Origin of the sequence: Frankia sp. Mgl5 (assembly GCF_023242985.1) — a bacterium.
GTDB lineage: Bacteria > Actinomycetota > Actinomycetes > Frankiales > Frankiaceae > Parafrankia > Parafrankia soli.
In genome coordinates this window covers 1-310 of sequence record NZ_JALKFY010000026.1, presented here as the reverse complement: position 1 = coordinate 310, position 310 = coordinate 1, and the positions used below count along the sequence as shown (strand labels likewise).

At 53.5% G+C, this 310-nt stretch carries 1 protein-coding gene; it reads left to right on the top strand.

Features of this window, described 5'->3' with window-relative positions; all coding sequences use genetic code 11:
• Nucleotides 1-310 (top strand): GntR family transcriptional regulator (locus MXD62_RS08200; protein ID WP_248828804.1); only part of this gene is annotated, 310 nt, incomplete at both ends.

Here is a 310-nt window from a genome sequence, read left to right as displayed (position 1 = left end):
ATCGTACCATGAACAGTTGTATCAACAGATCGCTTCCTTGATTCGCAGTGGTGAAATGGCTCCTCACTCTCAACTGCCTACTGTGCGCGAGCTGGCGGGCGAGCTGAAGGTCAATTACAACACAGTGCGCAGCGTATATCTGCGCTTGCAGCAGGAGGGTCTTGTCGATTCACGGCAGGGACGGGGAACGATTGTCAGCAACGTAGTGAATGATCCGCTGTTGACGCGAAATCCGGCGCATCTGGCCCTGTTGGCCAAAGAAACGCTGCACAAGGTGAAAGCGATGGGCTATACCATGGATGAGTTTTCC